Source organism: Stenotrophomonas sp. SRS1, assembly GCF_026130205.1.
Lineage (GTDB): Bacteria > Pseudomonadota > Gammaproteobacteria > Xanthomonadales > Xanthomonadaceae > Stenotrophomonas > Stenotrophomonas rhizophila_B.
Window position 1 is genome coordinate 1,203,077 of record NZ_JAINFD010000001.1, and the last position, 21,204, is coordinate 1,224,280.

Consider the following 21,204-nt stretch of genomic DNA (forward strand, 5'->3'; position numbering starts at 1 on the left):
GTATGCCATCGCGATGCGCGTCGGGCCGACCCCCGTCGCCACCGCTGTCGATCGATGGCACCGGGAGGGCCACCGCCAACACAAAAAAGAATGGGGAAGGACTTGCGCCCTTCCCCATGCATTTGCCTTACCCACAGCCGTTGCGCGTGAACGGCAACGGCAGGGGAATGGACTTATGCCGCCAGTGCGCCCTTGGCCTTTTCGGCCAGTGCAGCAAAACCAGCTGCGTCGTGCACGGCGATGTCAGCCAGAACCTTACGGTCCAGGGTGATGCCGGACTTGAGCAGGCCGTTCATGAAACGGCTGTAGCTCAGGCCGTTGATGCGGGCAGCCGCGTTGATGCGGGTGATCCACAGCGAACGGAAGTTGCGCTTCTTCTGCTTACGACCGATGTAGGCGTACTGCTGTGCCTTGATCACGGCCTGCTTGGCAACGCGGAAGACCTTGCGGCGAGCGTTGTAGTAACCCTTCGCCAGGGTCAGAATTTTCTTGTGGCGGCGACGCGCCTGTACGCCACGCTTTACTCGTGCCATGGGTCAGTCCTCAGAGGTAGGGAAGCATACGGTTCAAACGGCCTGCGTCTTCTGCACGAACATGGTTCGTCTGACGCAGATTGCGCTTCCGCTTGGTCGACTTCTTCGTGAGGATGTGGCTACGGTTGGCGTGGCCAGCCTTGAACTTGCCGGACGCGGTCTTGCGGAAGCGCTTGGCCGCCGCCCGGTTGGTCTTGATCTTGGGCATTGCTATGTCCTTGATGATGTTTTGTCACTGACCAGGGCGGTGGCATTGCCACACTTTCCGTCCGTGCCCTTGCCTGCTTGTAAGCCCGGGATCCCCTATGGGAACCAGGCCGGTCCTGTTTGCCGTTGAAACAGCGTGCCTTTATGGGGCGGGAAACCGTTCAAAACAGCACCCCCGCAAAACGGGGCCGCCCATTATGCCCGTGAATCCAGGCAGTTGCAAACGCTTGATTGGGCGGGTGTTTACCGGTGCCGGCAGACGTGGAACGTACGCCGGACGGGCCGCAGAGGCTGCGGCCACGGCAAACGGCAGCAGGCGCCTGAAAAGGCGCCCGTGCCTTGTAACGCGAATCTGAAGCACTCGACACCGGCGGCGCCGGCAGCCGGGCATGGCCCGGCTCTACGCCCCGCCCGTCCGGGCTGGGGCCGATGGCCGGTTACTTCTTCTTCGGCGCGATCATCATCACCATCTGCCGGCCTTCAAGGCGCGGACGGGACTCGATCACGATGTCCTCGCCCAGATCACCTTCGATCCGGCTGGCCATCTCGCGACCCAGTTCCTGATGGCTCATTTCACGGCCACGGAAGCGGATGTTGACCTTGATCTTGTCGCCCTCTTCCAGGAAACCGCGCATCTTGCGCAGCTTGATCTGGTAATCACCTTCATCGGTGACCGGGCGGAACTTCACTTCCTTGATCTCGACCTGCTTGGTCTTCTTCTTGGCCTCGTTGGCCTTCTTCTGCGCTTCGAACTTGAACTTGCCGAAGTCCATGATCTTGCACACCGGCGGATCAGCCTGCGGCTGAATCTCGACCAGGTCCAGACCTTCGTCTTCGGCCATCGACAGCGCTTCGTCACGCGTCAACACACCAATCATTTCTCCGTCGCTGCCGATCACGCGGACGCGCGGCACCCGGATTTCCTGATTCTTGCGGTTCTGTTTGTTGTCAGGGGTACTGATATTGCAATCTCCCAGAGGAATCAAACCGGCCCATCGCGGAACATCCGCAGGGCCGGGACTTTCTTACACGGACTGTTCTGCCTGCAACCGCTCGATGAAGGCCTGGACGGACATGCTGCCCAGATCTTCGCCAGAGCGCGTACGCACGGCCACGGCGCCATTTTCCTTCTCACGGTCGCCAACCACCAGCAGGTACGGGACCCGCTGCAGCGTATGCTCGCGAATCTTATATCCGATCTTCTCGTTGCGCAAATCGGCGTTCACGCGGAAGCCTTGATCTGCAAGGGTTTTCCGTACTTCGCTGACGTATTCAGCCTGCGCATCGGTGATATTGGCCACCACCACCTGGGTCGGAGCCAGCCAGGACGGGAAGGACCCGGCGTGGTGTTCGATCAGGATGCCGATGAACCGCTCCATCGAGCCGACGATCGCCCGGTGCAGCATGACCGGGTGCTTTTTCTGGCTGTTTTCGTCCACGTACTCGGCGCCGAGGCGGCCGGGCATCATGAAATCGACCTGCATCGTGCCCAGCTGCCAGGTACGGCCGATGGCGTCCTTGAGGTGGTACTCGATCTTCGGGCCGTAGAAGGCGCCCTCGCCCGGCAGCTCCTGCCACTCCACGCCACAGTTGCCCAGCGCCGAACGCAGCGCGGCTTCGGCCTTGTCCCAGGTGGCGTCATCGCCGAGGCGCTTTTCCGGGCGCAGCGCGATCTTGATCTGGATCTCGTCGAAACCGAAGGTCGTGTACACCGCCAGCGCCTGCTGGTGGAAGGCCGTCACTTCGGCTTCGATCTGCGACTCGGTGCAGAACACGTGGCCGTCGTCCTGGGTGAAGCCACGCACGCGCAGGATGCCGTGCAGCGCGCCGGAGGGCTCGTTGCGGTGGCACGAACCGAACTCACCGTAGCGGATCGGCAGATCGCGGTAGCTGTGCAGGCCCTGGTTGAACACCTGGATGTGGCCCGGGCAGTTCATCGGCTTGACCGCGTAGGTGCGCTTCTCCGATTCGGTGAAGAACATGTTTTCCTGGTAGTTGTCCCAGTGGCCCGACTTCTGCCACAGCGACACATCCAGGATCTGCGGGCAGCGCACTTCGCCGTAGCCGCTGTCGCGGTACACACGGCGCATGTGCTGCTCGACCACCTGCCACAGCGCCCAGCCCTTGGGGTGCCAGAACACCAGACCCGGGGCCTCTTCCTGCAGGTGGAACAGCTCCTGTTGCTTGCCGATGCGGCGGTGATCGCGCATTTCGGCTTCTTCGATGCGCTTGATGTAGGCCTCAAGCTGCTTCTTGTCGGCCCAGGCGGTGCCGTAGATGCGCTGCAGCTGCTCGTTCTTGGCATCGCCGCGCCAGTAGGCGCCGGAAATGCGGGTCAGCTTGAAGGCCTTCAGGAAGCGCGTGTTGGGCACGTGCGGGCCGCGGCACATGTCCACGTATTCCTGGTGGTAGTACATGCCCATGGCCTGGATATCCGGCGACATGTCGTCGATCAGGCGCAGCTTGTAGTCTTCGCCACGCGCCTTGAAGATCTCGATGACCTCCGCACGCGGGGTGACCTTCTTGATGACGTCGTAGTCCTGCGCGATCAGCTCGCCCATGCGCTTTTCGATGGCGGCCATGTCGTCAGGCGTGAACGGACGCTCGGAGTAGATGTCGTAATAGAAGCCTTCGGCGATGACCGGGCCGATCACCATCTTGACGTCCGGGTACAGCTGCTTGACCGCATGACCGACCAGATGGGCGGCGGAGTGGCGGATGATCTCCACGCCCTCCTCGTCCTTGGCGGTGATGATGCGCAGGCTGGCATCGTGGTCGATAACGTCACTGGCATCGACCAGCACGCCATCCACCGAACCGGCGATGGTGGCCTTGGCCAGGCCGGCACCGATGGACTGGGCGACGTCCATGACACTGACGGGGTTTTCGAATTCACGGCGGCTGCCGTCGGGGAGCGTGATCGCGATCATGAGAGTGCTTTGGTCTGGTGGCCCGCAAGGGGGCCTGGAGAATCCGGGGACGAGGCAATAAAAAAGCGCCACGAGGGCGCCTGCGTCAGGGGCCGTCGGGGGCGTTCAGCGGTGGGCGGTGGTAGTGCTCATGTCACACGCTAGACCGGCGCAGGGCGCGGGCCACCTTGTTGCCTCGATAGAGATGACCTGATCTTAAACCAATCCGCCGATGAATGCGCCGCTCCGACTGCGGCCAAGCAACAGGACCGCCTGAATGCGCCCGTGTGGCGCCCGCAAACCGCAATGATTACCATGCGCGGATTACTGTCCTGCCCAGGACAGGTTTGCCGATTGGATTGCCGATGATCACTGTTGCCCTGACCTCGCTCGGCTTCTGCAGCCTGGCGCTGGTCGGCTCCGCGTTTTCCGCGCTGGCGCTGTATGCCGCCTCACCGCACTGCCGCTGGCCGCGCCTGCGTCGTGCCGGCCGCCTTGGCCGGCAGATCAGTCTGGTGGCTGCGGTGGCGGCGCTGTGGCTGTGGATCGCCAATCTGGGCATCGCCACCGGCGTGGTGGTGATGCTGTGCAGCTGGATGCTGGCGGCGGTCCTGCTGCCGCTGCTTGCTGCCTGGCACCGCCCGGCACAGGTGATGCGCTGATGTGGGCCCGCGCGGGCGCCGGCCTCCTGGCGGGGTTCTTCGTCGCGGCCGCAGCCACCGGCCTGGTCGCCTGGCTGCCGCCGGGGCCGTGGCAGAGCGCGCTGGTACCCAGCCTGATCGCCTTCATTCCGCTGTGGATGCTGGCGGCGATCTGGGCCTTCAGCTTCCGCACCGGGCTGCGGGCGTGGGCCGTGATGAGCGCGACCGCCCTGGCCGGATTTGGCCTGTTGTGGCTGCTGCGCCTGACCGGCGCGGTGCAATGAGAGCGATACGATGAAGTTCAGTTCCCCGACCCTGCGTACCTTCACCACGCTGCATACGTGGGTCGGCCTGGTGGCCGGTTTCGCGCTGTTCGTGGCGTTCTACGCCGGTGCGCTGACCCTGTTCCACCACGATCTGCCGCTGTGGCAGACCCCGCATGCGGTCGACACCCCGGCCGCGAGCCTGGACGACGCGCAGCGCCTGCTCGAGGGGGTGCTCGAGCGCCACCCGGCCGCACGCGCCCACGTGGGCATGACCTTCCCGGGGGCGGATCATCCGCAGCCGATCGCGTATTGGCAGGATGCCAAGGGCACCTGGCTGTACGCTTGGCTGGACCATTACGACGGCAGCGTGACCCCGCCACAGACCGGGCTGGCCGAGCTGGTCAACGAGCTGCATTACAGTCTGGGCCTGCCGGTCGCGGGCACCTACCTGATGGGCATCGTCAGCCTGCTGTATGGCCTGGCCCTGCTCAGTGGCCTGGTCATCCACCTGCCCAAACTGCTGGGCGATCTGTTCGCGCTGCGCCCGGGCCGCAACCTCAAGCAGATGTGGCAGGACGCGCACAACGTGATCGGCGTGCTCAGCCTGCCCTTCCACCTGATGTTCGCGGTCACCGGCGCGCTGCTCTGCCTGATCTTCCTGCAGATGGCGGCGCTGAATCCGCTGATCTTCGACGGCAAGCTGCTGCAGGCGGTGCCGGCGGCGATGGACACGGCCCCGGTACGCGAGCCCAGCGGCCAGCCCGGCGATGGTACCCAGCTTCGCATGCTGCATGCACGCGCCATCGAGGTAGCGCGCGCGCAGGGCGTGGCCGATTTCGAACCGGCCTTCCTGAAGCTGGCCCATGCCGGCGATGCCAACGCGACGATCGAGATCACCGGCGAATCCGGCGGCACCCTGGGGCCGCTCGGCGCGGTCGGCCTGGATGCCGCCACCGGCCGCCTGCTGAGCAGCCAGCTGCCCGGGCAGCGCGATGCCAACCACGCCACCCTCAGCGCGGCCTACGCGCTGCACTTCGGCGAGTTCGGCAATGGCGTGGTGGTGTGGCTGTACTTCCTGCTCGGCCTGGGCGGCGCCTTCCTGTTCTACTCGGGCAACCTGCTGTGGATCGAATCGCGGCGCAAGCGGCGCCAGGTGGAACAGGGGCGCGCGCAGATCAACATGGCCCGGGCCACGGTGGGGGTCTGTATCGGGCTGTGCGTGGCGGTCTCGGCGAGCTTCGTGGGCGCCCAGATCCTGGAGCAGATCGCGCCACAGGCGGTCGATCACGGCATCCGCTGGATCTGTTTCGCCACCTGGGCCGCGTGTGCACTGTGGGCGGCACTGCGCCGCCCCGACCAGGCCGCCCGTGAGCTGCTCTGGGCGGCCGCCATCAGCACCGCACTGGTGGCGGTGGCGCACGGCGGCCTGACCGGCTACTGGCCGTGGACGAGCGCGGCACGCGGCTACTGGCCGCTGTTCTGGGTGGATGCGGTGGCACTCGCACTGGCATTCGGATTTGCCACGCTGGCGCGCGCGAGCCTGCGCCGCGCGCGGCATGGCGACCCGAACAGCGTCTGGAGTGCACCGCGCTGATTACCCTGGAGGCCTGCTACGGCGGGCTTTCAGAATTCTTCAGCCACGTTTCCAGCACTTCAGACCGCATCATGGCGTAGTCGGCCCTCATCTCGAGGAGCCTTGCCCATGCACCACTACCGACACCCATTTGCCACCCTGGTCTTCGCCCTGGCGGCCGCCCTGCCACTGACCGCTCCCGCCGCACCCACGGCGCTGGACAGCGCCCGGATCACCGCGCTGGAGTCGGCGATCGCCAGCCAGGACATCAAACAGATCACCAGCGTGCTGCTACTGGTGGACGGCCAGGTGGCGTACGAGGGCTACTTCAACGGTGGCACGGCGGAGACCCTCAATGACGTGCGCTCGGCCAGCAAGAGCGTGACCGCGATGCTGGTCGGTGCGGCCATCGGCGACGGGTCCCTGCCCGGCGTGCAGGCCCGTGTGTACGACTACTTTCCCGCGTTCACCGCCGGCCATTCCGTCGATCCCCGGCTGCGCGCAATGACGGTGGAAGACCTGCTCACCATGAGCACCCTGTGGGAGTGCGATGACGAGAATGCGTTCTCGGCCGGCAACGAAGAGCGCATGTACGTGACCGAGCACTGGCTGGACTTCGCGCTGTCGCTGCCGGTCAAAGGCTTCGCACCGTGGATGACGCGACCGGAAGACAGCCCGCACGGCCGCGCGCATGCCTACTGCACGGCCAATTCCTTCGTACTCGGCGCGGTGCTGGAGCAGGCGACGAAGCGGCCCTTGGCCGACTACGCCGCGCAGGTGCTGGAGCGTCCGCTGGGCATCACCACGAGCACATGGAACCGCTCACCGGAGGGCATCGGCATGGGCGGCGGTGGAACGCGCTACCGCAGCCGGGACCTGGCGCGGTTGGGCGAACTGATGCTGGCCGAGGGACGCTGGCAGGGCAAGCAACTGATCCCGACCCGCTATGTGCGCGCGATGCTCAGCGCGCAGGCCTCCGCCGGTGATGGCAGCGACTACGGCTATCAGTGGTGGGGGCTGAAGCTTCCGGTCGATGGGCACGAAACCACGGTCTGGACGATGTCCGGCAACGGTGGCAACTACGTGTTCGTGATGCCGGAGAAAAAGCTGGTGGCGGTGATCACCAGCCAGGCCTACAACCGCAGCTACGCCCACCCGCAGTCGCGCCGCATCCTTACCGAGTTCCTGCTGCCCGCGCTGCGCTGAGGCCCTCGAGGTCTGTTGGCCGCCACGGGGCGGCCAACACCCGGGCACGCTGGGCAGATACGTCCGCCTCGATCGTGTCGAGCAGTCCCTGCCAGCCCGCCGCATCATGCAGCGGGGCAAACAAAGGGGTGGCGCGCAGCCACGCCGCATCGCGGAAGCCGGCGTCCACTGCGTGATGCAGGGCCGCCAGCGCAGTTGCTTCATCGCCGTGGGCCTGCAGCAACAGTGCACGCTCCAGCGCGGTGTCGGACCAGCCATCGTCGCCCTGCCCTTTCAGCAGCCGCAGACGCTCGGCAATCCATCCCGGTGTGGGTGCTGGATCGCCATACAGGCCAGCCAGGGTCTGCCCCATCGACTGCTGCGGGCGTAGTGCCCGGCTCTGCTCGAAGGCGTCAGCGGCCCCCTTGCGATTTCCGTTCAACAACCGCAGTTCGCCCTGCAGGCGCAGCAGTTGCGGATGCGGCGTGCCGCGCGCCAGCGCCTGATCGAGGGCCTGCTGCGCCTTGCCTGGCTCGCCCATCGCCAGCAGGCTGTGCGGCCAGGCAATGTTGGCGAACACATTGTCGGGATAGAGCTGGAAGTTGTGTGCATGGCGGCGCGCGGCGGCATCGGTGAAACCGAGCAGCTCCAGTTCGCGCGCGACCTGCACGTCGCGGAAGCGGACACGCTCCGGAGCCCGCAGCGACAGGTTGTCCTGCAGTGCCTGCGCAAGGTGCCCGCGCTCCTGACGCAGATAGGCCAGCGAGGCGCGGGTGCGCCCGTCATCCGGGTCGCGCTGCAGGGCCTGTTGATAGTCGGCCATGGCCTGCGGCATCGCGCCGAGGCAATCGTAGGCGTAGCCCCGCGCCGCCCATCCGGTCGCATCGTCGGGCGCCATGCGGACCACCTGGCCGGCCAGCACCAATGCGTCCTGCGCGCGCTCGCGGGCGCCATTGAACAGGCAGGCATCGGCAGCCAGCGCCCGCGCAAGCCCGCGCCGCGCTGCCAACGATTCGGGGTCGATCTGCAGCGCCTGGCGGTACAACGCGATCGCGCGCTCGTTGTTGCTGGCCTGGCCGATGCCCGCGTAATACGCAGCGCGCTGCAGCACCGGATCGGCAGGCGACGTCGGCGCGATACCGGAACGGATCACGATGAACGCGGCAACCGCTGCGGACGCTATCACTCCCGCTGCCAGCCAGACCCGGTGTGCGCGTCCGCGTCTGCGTGGCGCGCGGGCATCCTCGGCGGTGACGTTGGCAACGGTGTCGTGCATTACCGGCTTCGGCGATGCGCACAGCTGGTAGCCACGGCCGCGCACCGAGCGCACATACCGTGGCCGTCGGCTGTCATCGCCCAAGGCCTGCCTGAGCAACTTCACCCGCTGGCTGATCGCATCCTCACCGACCACCGCCGGTGCCCACACCTGATCGGCCAGCGTGTCGAAATCGACGACGGCGTCGCCATGCGCCAGCAGACACTCCAACAGCCGCCAACTCAGCCCGTTGACCGGCAACACCTCATCGCCGCGCCGCACCTGCTGTGCGGTGCGGTCTATATACAGATCCAGCAGTGTGCAAGTGCCCATGCCGCCCAGCATAGGGCACTGCCTGCAGGCGCGGCAGGAAGCGCTCGATGAGGAGGCCCGGCAGCGCAAGGCATTCACCTGCGGCTTGCGTGCACGGCCTTACAGTTCCACCGCATTCCCTCACTGCTGCGTGACACCGATGACCGACCTGCATATCGACCGATTGGACCATCTGGTCCTGACCGTGGCGGATGTCGCCGCGACCTGCGCGTTCTACCAGCGTGTGCTGGGCATGGAGGTGGAGTCCTTCGGCGAAGGCCGCAAGGCGCTGCGCTTCGGGCTGCAGAAGATCAACCTGCATGCGCACGGGCGCGAGTTCGAGCCCAAGGCCGAGCGACCCACACCGGGCTCGGCGGACCTGTGCCTGATCACCTACGCGACGATGGACGAGATCCTGGCGCATCTGCAGGCACAGGGGGTCACCGTCGAAGAAGGCCCCGTACAGCGGACCGGTGCGACCGGACCGATCCTGTCGGTGTATTTCCGCGATCTGGACCGGAATCTGATCGAGGTGTCGCGCTATCTGGCATAGCGCTGCACGGCGGAGTGGTTTGGTTGGCTCGAAACGCGGGCACAAAAAAAGCGGGCCGAAGCCCGCTTTTTCTTGTCTGCGTAGGCGTGAGGACCGACGGTCCTCACCTACCGCGAGATCGGCGTGGGCCGATTACTCGGCGGCCGGGGCGCCCTCGCCTTCTTCGACGGCCTTCATCGACAGGCGGATACGGCCCTGCTTGTCGACTTCCAGCACCTTGACCTTGACCACATCGCCTTCCTTCAGCACATCGCCGACCTTCTCGACGCGGTCGCTGGAGATCTGCGACACGTGGACCAGACCGTCCTTGCCCGGCAGGATCGTGACGAACGCACCGAAGTCCATGATCTTGGCGACCTTGCCTTCGTAGATGCGGCCCGGCTCGACGTCCGAGGTGATCTGCTCGATGCGGGCCTTGGCAGCCTGCGCAGCGATGGCGTTGACCGACGCGATGACGATGGTGCCGTCATCCTGGATGTCGATCTGGGTGCCGGTTTCCTTGGTGATGGCCTGGATGGTGGAACCACCCTTGCCGATCACTTCGCGGATCTTGTCCGGGTGGATCTTGATGGTCAGCAGGCGCGGCGCGTAGTCCGACAGCTCTTCGCGCGGAGCGGTCAGGCCGTGGGCCATTTCACCCAGGATGTGCAGACGGCCAGCCTTGGCCTGCTGCAGTGCCTGCTTCATGATCTCTTCGGTGATGCCTTCGATCTTGATGTCCATCTGCAGGGCGGAGATGCCCTCAGCGGTACCGGCGACCTTGAAGTCCATGTCGCCCAGGTGATCTTCGTCACCCAGGATGTCGGACAGGACGACGAAGCGCTCGCCTTCCTTGACCAGACCCATGGCGATACCGGCCACCGGCGACTTCACCGGCACACCGGCGTCCATCAGGGCCAGCGAGGAACCGCAGACCGAGGCCATCGACGAGGAGCCGTTGGATTCGGTGATTTCCGAGACCACGCGGATGGTGTACGGGAAGGCTTCCAGCGACGGCATCACTGCCAGCACGCCGCGCTTGGCGAGACGGCCGTGACCGATTTCGCGACGCTTCGGGCCCATCATGCGGCCGGTCTCACCCACCGAGTAGGGGGGGAAGTTGTAATGGAAGAGGAAGTTTTCCTTGTACTCACCGGCGACGGCATCGATGACCTGGCCATCACGGGCGGTGCCCAGGGTGATGGTCACGATGGCCTGCGTTTCACCGCGGGTGAACAGCGAGGAGCCGTGGGTACGCGGCAGGATGCCGGTCTTCACCGAGATCGGGCGGACGGTGTCCAGCGCACGGCCGTCGATGCGGACCTTGGTGTCCAGCACCGAGTTGCGCATGGTGCTGTATTCCAGCTCGCCGAATTCCTTCGACAGCTCGGCCGGGTTCCAGCCTTCGGCGGCCACACGGCCAGCCAGCGACTCGACCACATCCTTCTTGATCGCCGAGATGGCGTCACGGCGCTGCAGCTTGTCGCGCACCTGGAAGGCTTCGCCCAGGCGCGGGCCGATGGCTTCCTGCAGGGCGCTGATCAGCACGTCGTTCTTGGCCGGGGCTTCCCAGGTCGACGGCTTGGTGCCGGCTTCCACGGTCAGCTCGTTGATCGCGTTGATGACCTTCTGCATTTCGCGGTGACCGAAGGTCACAGCGCCCAGCATCACGTCTTCGGACAGCAGCGCGGCTTCGGATTCCACCATCAGCACGGCGTTGGCGGTACCGGCGACAACCAGCTCCAGCTCCGAATCCTTCAGCTCGGTCACGGTCGGGTTGAGGATGTACTCACCGTTCTTGTAACCCACCTTGGCGGCGGCGATCGGACCCTTGAACGGGGTGCCGGCCAGCGACAGCGCAGCCGAGGCGCCGATCAGGGCAGCGATGTCGCCATCGATGTCCGGGTTCAGCGACATCACCGTGGCGATGATCTGAACTTCGTTCTTGTAGTCTTCCGGGAACAGCGGACGGATCGGGCGATCGATCAGGCGCGAAATCAGCGTCTCTTTTTCGGTCGCGCGGCCTTCGCGCTTGAAGAAACCGCCCGGGATACGGCCACCTGCGTAGAACTTCTCCTGATAGTCGCAGGTCAGGGGGAAGAAGTCCTGGCCCTCACGCGCGCTCTTGGCGGCAACGGCGGAGACCAGCAGCACGGTGTCGTCGAACTTGACGATGACGGCACCGCCGGCCTGACGGGCGATTTCGCCGGTTTCAAGCGTGACGGTGTGCTTGCCGTACTGGAAGGTTTTGGTGATTTTTGCCACGGGGGTTTCCTTGGATGATGCTTTCTTCAATGGACCGCGGGCGACCCTTGCCGCCGACGGGTGACCGGTTGTCCGGCCCATACGTTTGATGCGGTACTGCCAAAACAAAACCGCGGCGCATTCCTGCGCCGCGGTGGGGGTTCGTGCTTAGCGACGCAGGCCGAGCTTTTCGATCAGGGCCTTGTAACGCGGAGCGTCTTTCTTCTTCAGGTAGTCCAGCAGGCTGCGGCGGCGGTTGACCATCTGCAGCAGACCACGACGGCTGTGGTGATCCTTCTTGTGGGTCTTGAAGTGGCCGGTCAGCAGTTCGATGCGGGCGGTCAGCAGAGCGACCTGGACTTCCGGGGAGCCGGTGTCAGCCGCGCTGCGCTTGTTGTCTTCAATGACTTTCTGGGTGTCGATCGACATATCTGTTTTCTCTTGGATGCGTGGCCCGCAGAAACGTCCCATTGACGTACCGCGCGACTCGCCGTTAACGAAAGGATGAACCCGCAGAACGCGGGAAGCCTGAAAAGGCCGCGAAATTGTAACGTCAGCGGCCGTCCGGAACAAGGACCGGGGTGGTGCCCGGCCGGGTCGCTCAGAGGTTGAACAGGCGCTGCGGGGCCAGCAGACCGGTCTCGTCGACCTGGCCCAGGCCCTGGATCGCCTCGGCCGGGCCGAAGACCACCACCCCACCCTGCGGCCAGCTGGCGTCGCGGATGCGCTGACCCACCCGGAAGCGACGGGTCTGCTCGTCGTCCAGCGTGACCCGCGGGTAATGGGCCAGACCCGCGTCCAGCGGCAGCAACAGGGCCTCCATGCCGGCCTCATCGCCCTGCTCGGCCAAGGCGCGCAGGGTGTCCAGGGTGACCATCGGCGCCTCACGGAAGGGATCCACCCACAGCCGGCGCAGGCCAGCGATATGAGCGCCGCAGCCCAGCGTCTCGCCAAGATCGCGGGCCAGGCTGCGGATGTACGTGCCTGAACCGCAGGTCACCCGCAGGGACAGCCGGGTCGGCTGCTGCGCCAGCACCTCCAGGGCGTGGACCTCCACATCGCGCTCCGGCGCGTCGATCGCCTCGCCGCGGCGGGCCTTCAGGTACAGCGGCTCGCCGCCCTGCTTGAGCGCGGAGTAGATCGGGGCGCGCTGACGGATGCGACCGCGCAGCGGTGCCAGCGCCGCCTCCAGCTCGGCCGCACTGATGGCCGGGACCGGCCGCTCGCGCAGCACGGTGCCATCGGAGTCATCGGTATCGGTGGTCTGGCCCAGCACCACTTCGGCGTCATAGGCCTTGGCCGAGCCGAGCAGCAGGCCGGCAATCTTGGTGGCCTCACCGAAGCACAGTGGCAGCAGCCCGGTGGCCAGCGGATCCAGGCTGCCGGTGTGGCCGCCCTTCTCGGCGCGGTACAGGCGGCGGGCCACCTGCAGGGCCGCGTTGGAGCTCATGCCGGTCGGCTTGTCGAGCAGCAGGATGCCATCCAGGCGGCGGAATGAAATTCGGGGTGCCATGCATTCAATTCAAAACGGCGCCGTGTGGCGCTGCCGGTCAATCCGGCCTCCGGCGGAGCGGTCGCACTGCGACAGGCCCCGCCCCATAAGACAACAGCCCTTTCGGGCTGTTGGTCCATCAGGCTTTCTTGTCGCCTTCGTCGGCGTCTTCGCCTTCGTCCGCGTCATCTTCGCCGCCTTCATCGCCCTGCCGGCTCTTCTCAGCCGCCAGCGTATCGGGCAGATCGCGCAGGATGTTGTCGATGCGCTCGCCGCGATCCACCGAATCATCGTAGTGGAAGTGCAGCTCGGGCACGTGGCGCAGCTTCATCGCACGCGCCAGCTCCATCCGCAGCTCCCAGGCCAATTCCTTCAGGCCTTTCATGGCCTCCACCGAACGTTCGGGCATCAGCGCGGTGACGAAAATCTTGGCATGTGCCATGTCACGGGTGATTTCCACGTCGGAGACGCTCACCGAAGGCAGGCCGTGTACACGCACGGCGTTGTGCACGAGCGTCCCCAGTTCGCGGCGGATCTGGGCGGAAACACGGTCGGTTCGATGGAAGGTCTTTGGCACGGTAGGCGGACTCGTCTTGAAGGGTGATGCGTAAGCGAAAAAGCCGGACCGCGCGATGCGGTCCGGCCTGGAACATTACAGGGTGCGCGGCACTTCGATACGCTCGAAGCACTCGATCTGATCACCCGGCTTGACGTCGTTGTAAGCCTTCACGCCGATACCGCATTCGGTACCGTTGCGGACTTCTTCGACGTTCTCCTTGAAGCGACGCAGCGATTCCAGCTCGCCTTCGAAGACCACGACGCTGTCGCGCAGGACGCGGATCGGCTTGCTGCGCTTCACCGTACCTTCGATGATCATGCAGCCTGCGACCGCACCGAACTTCGAGCTGCGGAACACATCGCGGACCTGGGCGATACCGATGATCTCTTCGCGGATTTCCACGCCGAGCAGACCGGAGGCCACCTGCTTCACCTGATCGATCACGTCATAGATGATCGAGAAGTAACGCAGGTCCACACCGTTGGACTCGATGATGCGACGCGCGGAGGCGTCGGCGCGCACGTTGAAGCCGATCACGGTGGCCTTGGAGGCAACCGCCGAGTTGGCGTCCGATTCGGTGATGCCGCCCACGCCGGAGTGGATCACGTTGATGCGGATGTCGTCGTTGGACAGCGCGACCAGTGCCTGGCTCAGCGCCTGCACCGAACCCTGCACGTCGGCCTTGATCACCAGGTTCAGCACCTGCTGGCCATCGCCCTTGCCCAGGGTCGCCATGATGTCTTCCATGCGGCTGCCCGCGGACTGCACCAGGCGCGATTCACGGCGCTTGGTTTCGCGCTGCTGCGCAACGTCCTTGGCCAGACGCTCGTCTTCGACCACGACGAAGTCATCACCGGCATCCGGCACGCCGGACAGACCCAGCACCTGCACCGGAATCGACGGGCCAGCCTGGTCAGGCTGTGCGCCGGTTTCGTCGAACAGGGCGCGCACGCGGCCGTACTGGATACCGCAGACCAGGTAATCGCCCTTCTTCAGCGAACCCTGCTGCACCAGCACGGTGGCGATCGGGCCACGGCCCTTGTCCAGCGAGGACTCGATGACCACGCCGGTGGCGCGACCGTCGGCCACGGCCTTCAGTTCCAGCAGTTCGGCCTGGATCGAGATCGCATCCAGCAGGTCGTCGATGCCCAGACCGGCCTTGGCCGAGATCTCGACCATCTGCACGTCACCACCGAAATCTTCGGAGACGACCTGCTCGGTGAGCAGCTCGTTCTTGACGCGCATCGGATCGGCACCGGACTTGTCGATCTTGTTGATCGCCACGATCAGCGGCACACCCGCCGAACGGGCGTGCTGGATGGCTTCCTTGGTCTGCGGCATGACGCCGTCATCGGCCGCCACCACCAGCACCACGATGTCGGTCAGCTTGGCACCGCGGGCACGCATGGACGTAAACGCCGCGTGGCCCGGGGTATCCAGGAAGCTGATCACGCCCTTCGGCGTTTCAACATGGTACGCACCGATGTGCTGGGTGATGCCACCGGCTTCGCCCGTGGCGACCTTGGTGCGGCGGATGTAATCCAGCAGCGAGGTCTTGCCGTGGTCGACGTGGCCCATGATGGTGACCACCGGCGGACGTGCCACCGGCTCGCCCTGGTTGCCACCGGCCAGCGCCAGCAGCGCGTCTTCGGCGTCGTTGGTGTTGGCACGGATCACGTTGTGGCCGAGTTCTTCGGTCACCAGCGCGGCAGTGTCATGGTCGATGGTCTGGGTGATGGTCGCCATGACGCCCATCTTGAACAGCGCCTTGACCACATCGCCGCCCTTGACGGCCAGCTTCTGGGCCAGATCGGCGACGGTGATGGTGTCGCCGATGGTGACGTCACGCACGATCGGAGCGACCGGACGTTCGAAGCCATGGGCACCACCGCCGCTGCGCGACTGGTTGCTGTCACGGCGGCTGCCGTGCTGCACGCGCCCGGTCGGACGACCGCGCGAGTTGCTGTTGTTGCCGCGACGGGCACGATCGGCGGCCGACAGATGCAGCTGACCGGCAAAGCGGTTGCCACCATCGTCATCGCGCTTGGCGCCCGGACGGTTGTTGTTGTTCGAATTGCGATCGTCCGAACGCGGTGCCGGACGGGCAGCCGACGGTGCAGCCGGGCGCGCGTTGCGGGCCGGTGCATCGGCAGCAGCCGGCTTGGCCGCAGCCGGGGTCGGGGCCGGCGGTGCGTTCTTGGCCGCTTCAGCAGCGGCTTCGGCCGCCTTGCGCTCGGCTTCGGCACGTTCCTTGGCGTCGATTTCTTCCTGACGCTTGCGGGCGATTTCTTCGTCGCGCGCACGGTCCTTCTCGGCCAGTGCGCGCTGCTCGTCCAGATTGCGCTGGCGGGATTCCTCCAGCTTGCGCAGGATGTCGGCGCGCTCCTCATCCGCGGTCATCGGCTTGCCGCTGGCGTCCTTCATGTAGGTACGCTTCTGGCGCACTTCCACGTTGACGGTGGTCTTGCTGCGGCCGGCGCTGACGGTCACTTCCTGCAACTTGCGACGGTTCAGGGTGATCTTCTTGGCGGCTTCGTCGGTGCTCTCGACGGGCTGCTCGGTCTTGCCGTGCGAGCGACGAAGGAAGCCCAGGAGCTTCACCTTTTCGGTACTGGTCACGACCTGGTCGGGACCGCTGAACTTCATGCCGGCTTCGGCAAGTTGTACGAGCAGTTTATCGACCGGGGTGTTGACCAGTTCGGCAAGCTTGCGGATGGTGGTTTGCTGCGACATTCGGATCCTATGATCTGGTTGGCGCTCCCTCGAAACGTGCGAAGGCAGCGCGGAGTCTAAGCCCTGAGCGGGTCAGGGCACTGTTCATCGCTGGCTCATTCGCCGCGCTCCAGGCGGGCGATCTCCTCGGCTCGGGCGGCAAGGATCAGGGCGGCGGCGCGCTCCTGGTCCATGTCCTCGATGCCGAACTCGAGGATCTCGTCGGCGGCCAGGTCCGACAGGTCCTCACTGGTACGCACGCCGTGACCGGCCAGGGCGTAGGCAGTTGCCTCGTCCATGCCTTCCAGGGCGAGCAGGTCTTCCGACGGCGAGCCGTCTTCCAGACCTTCTTCCACCGCGAGCGCTTCGTTGAGCAGCGCATCGCGGGCACGGGCACGCAGCTCTTCGACGATGTCTTCGTCGAAGCCTTCCACGGCCAGCAGTTCGCCGACCGGGACGTAGGCGATTTCTTCCACGGTGTTGAAGCCTTCGGTCACCAGGATGGCGGCGATTTCTTCATCCACTTCCAGCTTGTCCATGAACAGCTGACGGGCAACGCCCTGCTCTGCCTCGGACTTGGCGGTCACCTGGTCCTGGGTCATCACATTGAGCTGCCAACCGGTCAGGCGGCTGGCAAGACGGACGTTCTGCCCGCCCTTGCCGATCGCCTGGGCCAGGCGCTCTTCCGCCACGGCCAGGTCCATCGAGTGCTTTTCTTCATCGACGATGATCGACTGCACTTCCGCCGGCGCCATCGCGTTGATGACGAAGTTGGCGGGGTTCTCGTTCCACAGCACGATGTCCACGCGCTCGCCATTGAGCTCGTTGGACACGGCCTGCACGCGCGAACCGCGCATGCCGATGCAGGCACCGATCGGATCGGTACGCGAATCGTGGGCCAGCACGGCGATCTTGGCGCGGTCGCCCGGATCACGTGCACAGGCCTTGATCTCGACCAGGCCCTGGCCGACTTCCGGCACTTCGAGCTTGAACAGTTCGATCATGAATTCCGGGGCGGCGCGGCTGATGAACAGCTGCGGGCCACGCGGTTCCGAACGGACTTCGGCCAGGTAACCGCGCACGCGGTCGCCAGCGCGCAGTACGTCGCGCGGAATGCCCTTGTCCTTCGGAATGAAGGCCTCGGCGTTGCCGCCCAGGTCCACATAGATGTTGCCGCGCTCGGCGCGCTTGACCACACCGGTGACCAGTTCGCCGACGCGATCCTTCCACGCATCGACCACCTGCTGACGCTCGGCCTCGCGCACGCGCTGGACGATCACCTGCTTGGCGGCCTGTGCGGCGATGCGGCCGAAGTCCGGGTTTTCGATCTGCTCTTCGATGTAGTCGCCGACTTCCACGCCGTCAGCTTCATCGATGGCGTCCATCAGACGGATCTGGCGGTCCGGGGACTCCATGACCACGTCATCGGCCACCACTTCCCAGCGGCGGAAGGTTTCGTAGTTGCCGTCCTTGTGGTCGATCGACACACGGGCCAGCACTTCTTCTTCCGGGTAACGCTTTTTGGCAGCCGAAGCCAACGCTGCCTCGATGGCATCGAAGATGACTTCGCGCGGGACGCCTTTTTCGTTGGCGACCGCATCCACTACCAGCAAAAGTTCCTTGCTCATTGGCTCACTCCGCCCGCGGCTTTTTGGCCGCCTGCTCGTTGGATGGTTTCTTGTTCGCCTTGCCACCCTGTTTGGGTGCCGGGCCAGTCGGTTTGGTCGGAGCCAGGCCGAGGGCGGCCCAGTCCGGCATGATGCGTGCCTTGTCGATGTTGTCGATGTCGGCGGTAAACGGGGCATTGTCGACCTTGAAGGTGACCGTGCCTTGTTCGATATCCACGGCGAGGATCTCGCCCTGCAGACGGCGGCGGCCATCCTGCGGCAGGCTCAGCGTCACCTTGGCCGATTCGCCGATGGCGCGCTCGAACTGGTCGCCGGTGAACAGCGGGCGGTCCACGCCGGGCGAAGACACTTCCAGCGTGTAGTTCGCCGTGATCGGGTCCTCGACGTCCAGCTGGGCGGACACTTCGCGGCTGACGCGTTCGCAGTCGTCGATGTTGACGATGCGCTCGGGCTGTTCGGCCAGCGGCACGTCGATGTACAAACGCAGCGTGGCACCACCCGGGGCGGTCAGATATTCCACGCCCAGCAGCTCGAGACCCAGCGACTGAACGGTGGGGGCGAGCAGATTCGCGATTTCGGTTGCCTTGTCGCTCACAGTCGGCCTTGATTCGTTGAAAGAGATACGGGTCTGGTCCGTTGCATGGACCACCTTCCGGAAACAACAAAGGGCCCGTTGGGCCCCTGTCCGGTACAACTCCGGTCATGCTGGATTCCGGTGCAGATGCGCACGTGGTGCGTTCCTGCGAGCCCAGCGTTCCGGGGGTCACGGCGGCCTGGGTACAGGTTGCCGTTCCTGGAAGCCGGTTGCGGGGCCTGTTCATTTCCGTTGACAGGATATGAGTAGACAGTCCGCTAAGCCACTGATCATAGCCGTTGCACCGCGCTGGTGCAATGGCTGGGGTGGTTTGTGGTGCCTGTATTCGGAAAGCTGAACGGCCGAAGCCGGCTGTTTGGGCTTTCGTCCAGGGCATCGGTGCAGGCAGGTCCGCGGGACGCGCCGTGAACCCGTCCATGGGGGCTCATGGGCGACATCCATGTCGCCCCAATGGTCCCGCCAACCTGCCCACACCGCTGCCTACGGAAATGGCTGGCCAGTCACTGAAGTCGCAAGCAAAGGCGGGCAACATTTCAGGCGATGACACAACGAAAAAAGCGACCTCGTTGCCGAGATCGCCTTTTCGTCTACTGCATCTGCACTGCAGATTTTCTGTGGTAGCGGGGGCAGGATTTGAACCTGCGACCTTCGGGTTATGAGCCCGACGAGCTGCCAGACTGCTCCACCCCGCAGCAGAAGCGGAATTGTAAGGGAGTTTGAGTTCCCGTGCAACCCCTTTGAAACATCGGCTGTGCAACAGCCCTTGAGCCAAAGCCAAAGCCAAACAACCAAGGCGAGCCAGACGCCGAAACGAAAAAAGCGACACCGCCTCCGGTATCGCTTGATTCGTCCACTGCCTCCGGTTTGCACCGGAGCTATATGGTAGCGGGGGCAGGATTTGAACCTGCGACCTTCGGGTTATGAGCCCGACGAGCTGCCAGACTGCTCCACCCCGCAGCAGAAGCGGATGAGTGCGGAAGACCCGGCGGACTTCCTAGCAACGATGTTCTGGCGAAACCGCTGCATCAACAACTCAGGAGATGAATATTACACGAGTTGCGCACGTTTGTATCGTTTTTTACGAAATATGTGCAAACGCCTGCTGGCACCACACCATGATCGGGTTCCACGCCACGCCCAGGGCCAGCAGCGCCAGGGCATTCACGCCCAGCACCACGCCGAGCACGCGGTCGTTGTTGGCCGGCAGCGGCTCGCCCACCGGCTCATCGAAGTACATGACCTTGATGACACGCAGGTAGTAGAAGCAACCCACCACGGCGCAGAGCACGCCCAGGATGGCCAGCCACAGCATGCCACCGTTGATCGCGGCGCCCAGCACGGCCAGCTTGGTCCAGAAACCCAGGAACGGCGGGATGCCTGCCATCGACGCCATGATGCACAGCACGAGGCCGGCCATCCACGGGTTGCGGGCATTCAGACCCTTGAAGTCTTCGATCTTTTCCGCTTCAAAGCCGTTGCGCGACAGCGCGATGATCGCGCCGAAGCCGGCGGTGGACATGATCGCGTAGCTGAGCGCGTAGAACAGCGCCGCCGAGTAGCCCCGCTCGCCGCCACCGGCGATGCCCATCAGCAGGAAGCCGATGTGCGACACGGTGGAGTACGCGAGCATGCGCTTGAGGTTGGTCTGCGCGATCGCCATCAGGTTGCCGATCACCAGCGACAGTGCGGCCAGACCACCGATCAGGTACTTCCACTCGTCGGCCAGCGGACCCACGCCCATTTCCAGCAGGCGGTAGGCCATGCCGAACGCCGCCAGCTTCGGGGCCGAGCTGATGAACAGCGCGACCGGTGCCGGGGCACCCTGGTAGACGTCGGGCAGCCACATGTGGAACGGGGCGGCACCCAGCTTGAAGGCCACGCCGGCGATCATGAACACCGCGCCGGTCAACAGCAGCATCTTCTCTTCGGTATGCGGAATGGCGGCGTTGATGGCGTCCAGGTGCAGCGAGCCGGTGGCGCCGTAGATCAGCGACATGCCGTACAGCAGCAGGCCCGACGCAAGCGAGCCGAGCACGATGTACTTCATCGCCGCTTCCGAAGCCAGGCCGTTTTCACGGTTGCTGGCGACCAGTGCGTAGGAGCACAGCGCCAGCAGTTCCAGGCCGAGGTAGACCATCAGCAGGCTGCCGGCCGAGACCAGGATCATCATGCCCGCGGTGGCGAACAGGATCAGCACCGGGATCTCGCCCTGGTAGAGCTTGCGCTCGCGCAGGTAGCTCCAGCCGTAGATCAGGGTCAGGCCGCTGCACAGCACGATCACGGTCTTCATCACGTCGGCCGCGGTGTCGCGGACGAACATGCCGTGGAAGACCTCGCCCTGCCCGCCCACTCCGGTGGCGAGCATGAAGAACACGACCGCCAGCGCAGCGACCGAGAACAGGTGGGTCCAGATCTTGTTCTTTTCACTGATGAAAAGATCAAGCATCAACAGGGCGAACGCACTGCCGACCAGCACCAGCTCGGGAGCGAGCGGCGGGAGGTCAGCGGCGGTCAGTGGCAACAGCGGCGAGGTGGTCATCATCAAATCCTGGAATCAATAC

18 protein-coding genes and 2 tRNA genes are annotated in these 21,204 nt (G+C 64.9%); 5 read left to right on the top strand and 15 right to left on the bottom strand.

Translation table 11 applies throughout. From position 1 onward, the window contains the following. Window positions 1-173 precede the first annotated feature (173 nt). From rplT to thrS, 4 genes are all read right to left on the bottom strand, one after another. Window positions 174-533 carry a 50S ribosomal protein L20 gene (gene rplT, locus K4043_RS05310; RefSeq protein ID WP_017355264.1) on the bottom strand — a complete coding sequence of 120 codons (360 nt, stop codon included), beginning with the start codon at window positions 531-533 and terminating at the stop codon, window positions 174-176. A 10-nt stretch (window positions 534-543) separates the two neighbouring features. Next, window positions 544-741, bottom strand: coding sequence for a 50S ribosomal protein L35 (gene rpmI / locus K4043_RS05315; RefSeq protein ID WP_017355265.1), 198 nt, complete (start codon window positions 739-741; stop codon window positions 544-546). 436 nt (window positions 742-1,177) lie between these two features. After that, window positions 1,178-1,717, bottom strand: coding sequence for a translation initiation factor IF-3 (infC, locus tag K4043_RS05320; RefSeq protein ID WP_172838068.1), 540 nt, complete (start codon window positions 1,715-1,717; stop codon window positions 1,178-1,180). A gap of 48 nt (window positions 1,718-1,765) precedes the next feature. Next, window positions 1,766-3,670, bottom strand: coding sequence for a threonine--tRNA ligase (gene thrS, locus K4043_RS05325; protein ID WP_265308447.1), 1,905 nt, complete (start codon window positions 3,668-3,670; stop codon window positions 1,766-1,768). A 344-nt stretch (window positions 3,671-4,014) separates the two neighbouring features. Between thrS and K4043_RS05330 the strand changes: the two genes are divergently transcribed. The 4 genes from K4043_RS05330 to K4043_RS05345 all read left to right on the top strand — a co-directional run bounded on the left by K4043_RS05330 (window position 4,015) and on the right by K4043_RS05345 (window position 7,335). Next, complete coding sequence (locus K4043_RS05330) at window positions 4,015-4,311, top strand: hypothetical protein (RefSeq protein ID WP_123730650.1); 297 nt, start codon at window positions 4,015-4,017, stop codon at window positions 4,309-4,311. Further along, the gene (locus K4043_RS05335) at window positions 4,311-4,574 is read left to right on the top strand and encodes a hypothetical protein (protein ID WP_123730649.1); all 264 of its coding nucleotides are present in this window, start codon (window positions 4,311-4,313) and stop codon (window positions 4,572-4,574) included. The genes K4043_RS05330 and K4043_RS05335 overlap by 1 nt, the downstream gene beginning before the upstream one ends. 10 nt (window positions 4,575-4,584) lie before the next feature. Further along, the gene (locus K4043_RS05340; protein WP_265308449.1) at window positions 4,585-6,150 is read left to right on the top strand and encodes a PepSY-associated TM helix domain-containing protein; all 1,566 of its coding nucleotides are present in this window, start codon (window positions 4,585-4,587) and stop codon (window positions 6,148-6,150) included. A gap of 108 nt (window positions 6,151-6,258) precedes the next feature. Next, entirely contained in the window at window positions 6,259-7,335 is a 1,077-nt protein-coding gene (locus K4043_RS05345; protein WP_265308450.1) for a serine hydrolase, read from the top strand. Here K4043_RS05345 and K4043_RS05350 read toward each other — a convergent pair. Further along, complete coding sequence (locus K4043_RS05350) at window positions 7,304-8,902, bottom strand: winged helix-turn-helix transcriptional regulator (RefSeq protein ID WP_265308451.1); 1,599 nt, start codon at window positions 8,900-8,902, stop codon at window positions 7,304-7,306. The two genes, K4043_RS05345 and K4043_RS05350, sit on opposite strands and share 32 nt — an antisense overlap. Before the next feature lie 148 nt (window positions 8,903-9,050). Between K4043_RS05350 and K4043_RS05355 the strand changes: the two genes are divergently transcribed. Further along, complete coding sequence (locus K4043_RS05355) at window positions 9,051-9,434, top strand: VOC family protein (RefSeq protein WP_265308554.1); 384 nt, start codon at window positions 9,051-9,053, stop codon at window positions 9,432-9,434. A gap of 132 nt (window positions 9,435-9,566) precedes the next feature. On the opposite strand, the gene pnp is transcribed toward K4043_RS05355, so the two are convergent. From pnp to nuoN, 10 genes are all read right to left on the bottom strand, one after another. Then, window positions 9,567-11,678, bottom strand: a complete 2,112-nt coding sequence (gene pnp, locus K4043_RS05360) for a polyribonucleotide nucleotidyltransferase (RefSeq protein WP_121038382.1) — start codon at window positions 11,676-11,678, stop codon at window positions 9,567-9,569. A gap of 147 nt (window positions 11,679-11,825) precedes the next feature. Next, complete coding sequence (rpsO, locus tag K4043_RS05365; protein ID WP_038687260.1) at window positions 11,826-12,086, bottom strand: 30S ribosomal protein S15; 261 nt, start codon at window positions 12,084-12,086, stop codon at window positions 11,826-11,828. Window positions 12,087-12,258: 172 nt separating this feature from the next. Next, window positions 12,259-13,170: a tRNA pseudouridine(55) synthase TruB gene (gene truB, locus K4043_RS05370; RefSeq protein WP_265308452.1), complete on the bottom strand. Its 912-nt coding sequence runs from the start codon at window positions 13,168-13,170 to the stop codon at window positions 12,259-12,261. 118 nt (window positions 13,171-13,288) lie between these two features. Beyond that, window positions 13,289-13,726, bottom strand: coding sequence for a 30S ribosome-binding factor RbfA (gene rbfA / locus K4043_RS05375; RefSeq protein WP_265308453.1), 438 nt, complete (start codon window positions 13,724-13,726; stop codon window positions 13,289-13,291). 75 nt (window positions 13,727-13,801) lie between these two features. Beyond that, window positions 13,802-16,441 (bottom strand): translation initiation factor IF-2, encoded by a 2,640-nt coding sequence (gene infB, locus K4043_RS05380; RefSeq protein ID WP_265308454.1) that lies wholly within the window; start codon window positions 16,439-16,441, stop codon window positions 13,802-13,804. 95 nt (window positions 16,442-16,536) lie between these two features. Continuing rightward, on the bottom strand, window positions 16,537-18,048 hold the full coding sequence (nusA, locus tag K4043_RS05385) for a transcription termination factor NusA (RefSeq protein WP_121038394.1): 1,512 nt from the start codon (window positions 18,046-18,048) through the stop codon (window positions 16,537-16,539). 4 nt (window positions 18,049-18,052) lie between these two features. Further along, window positions 18,053-18,643, bottom strand: a complete 591-nt coding sequence (rimP, locus tag K4043_RS05390; RefSeq protein ID WP_123730641.1) for a ribosome maturation factor RimP — start codon at window positions 18,641-18,643, stop codon at window positions 18,053-18,055. A 615-nt stretch (window positions 18,644-19,258) separates the two neighbouring features. Then, window positions 19,259-19,335: transfer RNA gene (locus tag K4043_RS05395), tRNA-Met, on the bottom strand. Between the two features lie 188 nt (window positions 19,336-19,523). Next, a tRNA-Met gene (locus tag K4043_RS05400) sits at window positions 19,524-19,600 on the bottom strand. 121 nt (window positions 19,601-19,721) lie between these two features. Beyond that, a complete protein-coding gene (gene nuoN / locus K4043_RS05405; protein WP_265308457.1) occupies window positions 19,722-21,182 on the bottom strand; it encodes an NADH-quinone oxidoreductase subunit NuoN in 1,461 nt (486 codons plus the stop codon). Window positions 21,183-21,204: the final 22 nt, after the last annotated feature.